The sequence below is a fragment of the Nocardioides sp. 616 genome (assembly GCF_002930065.1).
Lineage (GTDB): Bacteria > Actinomycetota > Actinomycetes > Propionibacteriales > Nocardioidaceae > Nocardioides > Nocardioides houyundeii.
On the sequence record NZ_POAG01000023.1, the window covers coordinates 29,215 to 34,887 of the forward strand.

Here is a 5,673-nt window from a genome sequence, read left to right on the forward strand (position 1 = left end):
GGTCATCGACGTGGCGGGCCACGACGTCACCCGGGACGGCCGGGCGATCAACCTCACCCCTCTGGAGTTCGACCTGCTGGTCTGCCTGGCGCGCAAGCCGTGGCAGGTCTACACCCGCGAGGTGCTCCTGGAGGAGGTCTGGGGCTATCGCCATGCCGCCGACACCCGCCTGGTCAACGTGCACGTGCAGCGACTGCGCTCCAAGGTCGAGCACGACCCCGAGAATCCTGAGATCGTGCTGACGGTGCGTGGAGTGGGCTACAAAGCCGGCAAGTCCTAGCAGCCCACGATGTCCTCCTCGCGCGCCCCGCGCCCCCTCGCCCGTCTCTCCACCGGGCTGCGGCGCGCCCTGACGATCTGGCGACGCTCGATCCAGGCCCGCGTGGTGGCGGGGACCGTGCTGCTCTCCACCGTCGTGGTCAGCGGCGTCGGCTGGTTCCTGCTGCAGCAGACCCGGGACGGCCTGCTGGAGCAGCGGGTCCAGCGGGTGGTGGCAGAGGCGGACGACGAGACAGCCGAGGCACGAAGCCGTCTCTCCTTCGCGGCCGGCACCGACGTCAACGCCTCCGGCCAGCAGCAGGACCTGATCGACCCCATCATCGGGCGCGGCTCCACCCGCGGGTTCGCGGTCATCCTCTCGCCGCCCGTCACCACCGGCGGCAACACCTTGGCCGGCGGCGGCGCGAAGTTCACCCAGAACCTGGACAAGGCCAGCGTCCCGGCGGCCCTGGAGGAGCGGTTCTCCAAGCCTCGCGGCACTGCCTGGACCTACACCAAGATCCGCACCACCGGGCCGGTGGCCGGGGTGGAGGAGGGGCCGGGGATCGCGGTCGCCTCCCAGGTGACCCTCCCGGCCAACGGCGAGACCTACACCTTGTACTACCTCTATCCACTCACCGAGCAGGCCGAGACCCTGGCGCTGGTGACCCGTGCCCTGCTGGCGGCCGCGGTGCTGCTGGTGGTCCTGGTGGCCGGGGTGGCCTGGCTGGTGACCCGTCAGGTGGTCGCCCCGATCCGGCTGGCCCGCGAGGTCGCCGAGCGGCTGGCGGCCGGGCAGCTGCAGGAGCGGCTGCGGGTGACCGGTGAGGACGACCTCGCCCGGCTGGCGACGTCGTTCAACCAGATGGCCTCCAACCTGCAGCGCCAGATCCGTCAGCTCGAGGAGCTGAGCCGCCTGCAGCGTCGGTTCGTCAGCGACGTCTCCCACGAGCTGCGCACCCCGCTGACCACGGTGCGGATGGCGGGCGACGTGCTCCACGACGCCCGCGAGGACTTCGACCCCGCGACCGCGCGGGCGGCGGAGCTGCTGCAGACCGAGCTCGACCGCTTCGAGACCCTGCTCGCCGACCTGCTGGAGATCAGCCGCTTCGACGCCGGGGCGGCGGTGCTCGAGGCCGACGACGTCAACCTGGTCGACGTGGTGCGCCGGGTGGCCGACAACACCAAGGCCCTGGCCGAGCAACGGCTCACCCGGGTGGTGGTGATCGACCCCGGAAAGCCCTGCCTCGCCGAGGCCGACGTACGCCGGGTCGAGCGCATCGTGCGCAACCTGGTCACCAACGCCATCGACCACGCCGAGACCCGGGACATCGTGATCCGGGTGGCCGCCGACGACGAGACGGCCGCCATCTCGGTGCGCGACTACGGCGTGGGCCTGGCGGCGGGGGAGTCGGCGATGGTCTTCAACAGGTTCTGGCGCGCTGACCCCGCCCGCGCGCGCACCAGCGGCGGCACCGGTCTCGGCCTGTCCATCTCGATGGAGGACACCCACCTGCACGGCGGCTGGCTGCAGGCGTGGGGTCGCCCCGGCGAGGGCGCGCAGTTCCGGCTCACGCTCCCGCGCCGGCTCAACCAGTCGCTGCGCCACAGCCCGCTGCCCCTGGTCCCGGTGGACTCGGAGGTGAGCGCGTGATCCGCACCCACGTCCCCAGTGCGGCCCGACGCTTCCCGCGGCCGCTGCTCCTGCTGCGACGACTCCTGCCGGTCCTGCTGGCCCCGCTCCTGCTGACGGCCACCCTGAGCGCCTGCGTCGGCATGCCCGACACCGGACCCGTGGTCGACATCGACCCGCCGGCCCAGGACGGCTCTCGGGCCGGCACCTTCTACGACCCCCGCCCGCCTGCGGTCGGGTCGTCGTCCCGGGAGATCGTCAACGGCTTCCTGGAGGCGATGAAGGCCACCCCGATCAGGACCAGCGTGGCCAAGCAGTTCCTCAGTGCCAGGGCGCGGGCCACGTGGCGACCCGAGCGGGCCACGATCACCTACACCGATCTCGAGGCCCCCGTGGGGGAGCGGTCGGTGAGCCTGGGCGTGCTCGGGGCCGAGCGCTACGACTCGCGCGGGGCGTGGGAGCGCAAGCTGGACGAGCAGGAGTCCCGGCTGAGCTTCCCGATGGTCCGCGAGGGCGACGAGTGGCGCATCGACGAGGCCCCCGACGCCCTGCTGGTCCCCGCGTCCTGGTTCGAGGAGCGGTTCGTCCGGACCTCCCTGCAGTTCCTCGACCCGACCGGTTCGATCCTGGTCCCGGAGCCGGTGTTCGTGCCCGCGGGGGACCAGCTCGCGACCGCCCTGGTCGGCGGCCTGCTCCTGGGCCCGCCCGAGGAACTGGGTCAGGTCACCCGCAGCGCGATGCCCCCGGGGCTCCGGCTGGCGACCTCCTCGGTGCCGATCAGTGCCGACGGGCTGGCCGAGGTCGCCCTGGCCGGGGCGGGCGAGGAGTTCGACGCCGTCAGCGAGGAGATGGCCGCCCAGATCGCCTGGACCCTGCGTCAGGAGCCGCGGGTGCGTGCGGTCCAGGTCACCCTGGACGGCAGGCGCCTGCCGCTGCCCGGAGGGGTCAGCGAGATCCCCCGGGAGGCCGGGGCGAGGTTCGACCCCGACGCCCTGGGTGCCAGCGACGAGGTCTTCGCGCTCCGCGACGGGCTGCTGGTGCGTGGTCGGATGGACGAGCTCGAGGCCACCGCCGGACCGCTCGGGGTCGCGGGGGCCGGACTGGTCAGCGCCGCGGTCAACCTGCGCGGCACCGTCGCCGCCGGGGTCTCGCGCAGTGGATCGGTCTCCGTCGCGCCGCTCTCGGACCCCGGCGGAGCGGTGACCGAGGTGGTGGCGGGGGCGACGGACCTGCTGCCCCCCGCCTGGGACTTCGCCGACCGCCTGTGGCTCCTGGACCGCACCGCGGCCGGCGCCCGGGTCTCGGTGGCGGTCGGCACCAAGGTGCGGGAGGTGGTGGTTCCCGGTCTGACCGGCACCCAGGTGAAGGCCTTCCAGGTCTCCCGCGACGGCAGCCGGCTGGTCGCCGTGGTCCGCGGCGCTCGTCGGGACCGGCTGGTGGTGAGCCGGGTGCTGCACGGCAGCGCCGGACGGGTGCTGCGCGCGACCCCCGCTCGGGAGATCGACCTGGACGTCGAGCCCGGGCATCGGATCACCGACATCGGCTGGCGCTCGGCGACCTCGGTCTCGGTGCTCAGCGCGGTGGCCGGCGACGTCTCCCAGGTCCGGACCGTCGCGGTCGACGGAGCCCCGGGGGAGCTCGCCGACACGGGTGCCCTGCGGATCCCGGGGCGGGCCTCGGCGCTGGTCAGCTCGCCGGAGGAGGGGGCGAGCCCCTACGTGGTGGGCAAGGCCGGGGTCACCGACCTCCTGGACCCAGGTCGGCGGCTGTCGGCCCTCGAGGCGGGCGTCACCTGGATCGGCTACGTGGGCTGAGCTCCCCGGCACGTCCACAGGAGCCAGGGCGGCCATCGCCTGGTCGCGTTGCTCCACAGCTGCCGCCCTGTCGCGCCCGTCGAGCCGGCGGGTGGGCTGTGATGAGGGCCATGGTCACGCCCCGGGAGCCCTTCGAGGCCGCCGCCGGCGCCCAGCTGACCCCGGGCGGGGTGCGCGATGCCGTGCTCGACCTCGTGCTCGGCAGCAGCTGCCTGGGGTGTGCGCGCCCGGGGCGGATGGTGTGCCCCGACTGTGCGCTGACGCTGCCCGTGGGAGGCAGGGTGAGCTGGCCGACGCCGACGCCGCCAGGGTTGGCCACGCCGTGGGCTGCCGGGGAGTACGCCGGACTGCTGCGCGCCCTGGTGGTAGGGCACAAGGAGGACGGACGGTTCTCCCTGGGCCGGCCGCTGGGGGAGGCGCTGGCGGGTGCGGTCCGCACGGCCTCGCGCTCCTGGCCCGCCGGCGAGGAGGTGGTGCTGGTCCCGGTGCCGTCACGGCCCGGCGTGGCCCGGGCGAGAGGGGACGACCCCACCGGGCGGATGGTGCGGATCGCCGCGCGGACGCTGCGGGCGGGCGGTCGACGTACCCGGGTGGCGGGGCTGCTCCGCTCCCACCGCGGCGTCCGTGACCAGTCGATGCTCGACGCCCGGGAGCGGGCGGCCAACCTCGCCCTGTCCATGCACTGTCCCAGCGCCGGGGTACGCCGGCTGGCCGCGGGCCCGGGCCCGTGCCGGGTGGTCCTGTGCGACGACGTGCTCACCACCGGGGCGACCGCGCGCGAGGCCCAGCGGGCCCTGGAATCGGTGGGGCTGGAGGTTGCCGCCATCGCCGTGGTGGCCGCGGTGCGGCGTCGCGCCTCGGTCCCGATGCTTCCGGATGGGGGGTTCGTGAACCGGCGCGACCCACCACGGGATAGCGTCGGTGCATGGAGTCCGTCCGGGTCCGTGGTTGCGTCGTCCGGGCGCGAGTCGCGTCCAGGTGGCAAGCCGATGCCAGTCGCAGGCGAAACGGTCCACGTAAGGCTCTCACCGGCCCTGCCGGAGAGCTGATCACGGTGCGGCTTAGAAGTAAGTCCTGCCCCGGTCCCGCCGTCAGATGCGGCGGTCCCCGGGAGAAGGCCGACAGTGGCAGAGAAGCTGCGAAGGCCTCAGCAGGCGATTGTGGGGTCGAAGACCAGGTCGGCCGGACGGGCTCCATCTCAACCACCCCGAGCACCGTGAGATGGTGCCGGGGTGCGACCTGCACGGGTAGCCAACGTTGAATCGGAGGTTCACATGGACGTAGTTGTCACCGGAAGGCACTTCGAGGTATCGGACAGGTTCCGAGCCCATGCGGAGGAGAAGCTGTCCCGGTTGGAGAAGCACGACCAGAGGATCATCCGCGTGCAGGTGGAGGTGTCGGCCGAGCGCAACCCGCGCCAGCAGGAGCGGGGCGTGAAGGTGGAGCTGACCGCGTTCTCCAAGGGCCCGGTCATCCGTGCGGAGGCTGCTGCGGACGACAAGATGGGCGCCCTGGACCTGGCGCTGGACAAGATGGCCACGCAGATGCGCAAGGCCTCGGACCGTCGGCGCGTCCACCGTGGGCGGCGTACCCCGGTCTCGGTCGGCGAGGCCCTGGCGGACGTCGCGGAGCCGATCGAGCCCACCCAGGACGGCGCCGAGGACGACGACGCCGTGGCGGAGCGCAAGGTGGGACCGCTCACCGTCACCGGTGAGGGCCCGCTGGTGGTGCGCGAGAAGTCGCACAGCGGCTCCCCGATGACGCTGGACCAGGCCCTCTACGAGATGGAGCTGGTGGGGCACGACTTCTACCTCTTCGTCGACAAGGAGAGTGAGAAGCCCTCGGTGGTCTACCGCCGCAAGGGCTACGACTACGGAGTCATCAGCCTCGACCTCGTCGACTGACGACTCCACGCCGCGGCTGGGCCGCCCGCCGCATCCTGGTGCGCCGACGTCCTGCGGGGCGTCG

At 73.2% G+C, this 5,673-nt stretch carries 5 protein-coding genes; all 5 read left to right on the forward strand.

Annotated elements, in window-relative coordinates:
• Nucleotides 1-280, forward strand: a 280-nt coding sequence (locus C5H89_RS16295; RefSeq protein ID WP_162799425.1) for a winged helix-turn-helix domain-containing protein, incomplete at its 5' end; no start/stop codon positions are given.
• A 9-nt stretch (nt 281-289) separates the two neighbouring features.
• A complete protein-coding gene (gene mtrB / locus C5H89_RS16300; RefSeq protein ID WP_104108041.1) occupies nt 290-1,912 on the forward strand; it encodes an MtrAB system histidine kinase MtrB in 1,623 nt (540 codons plus the stop codon).
• On the forward strand, nt 1,909-3,705 hold the full coding sequence (locus C5H89_RS16305; protein ID WP_104108042.1) for an LpqB family beta-propeller domain-containing protein: 1,797 nt from the start codon (nt 1,909-1,911) through the stop codon (nt 3,703-3,705). Before mtrB ends, C5H89_RS16305 begins: the two co-directional genes overlap by 4 nt.
• Before the next feature lie 110 nt (nt 3,706-3,815).
• Nucleotides 3,816-4,754 (forward strand): phosphoribosyltransferase family protein, encoded by a 939-nt coding sequence (locus C5H89_RS16310; protein WP_205305084.1) that lies wholly within the window; start codon nt 3,816-3,818, stop codon nt 4,752-4,754.
• 225 nt (nt 4,755-4,979) lie between these two features.
• On the forward strand, nt 4,980-5,609 hold the full coding sequence (gene raiA / locus C5H89_RS16315; protein ID WP_104108043.1) for a ribosome-associated translation inhibitor RaiA: 630 nt from the start codon (nt 4,980-4,982) through the stop codon (nt 5,607-5,609).
• The last annotated feature ends 64 nt before the right edge of the window (nt 5,610-5,673 follow it).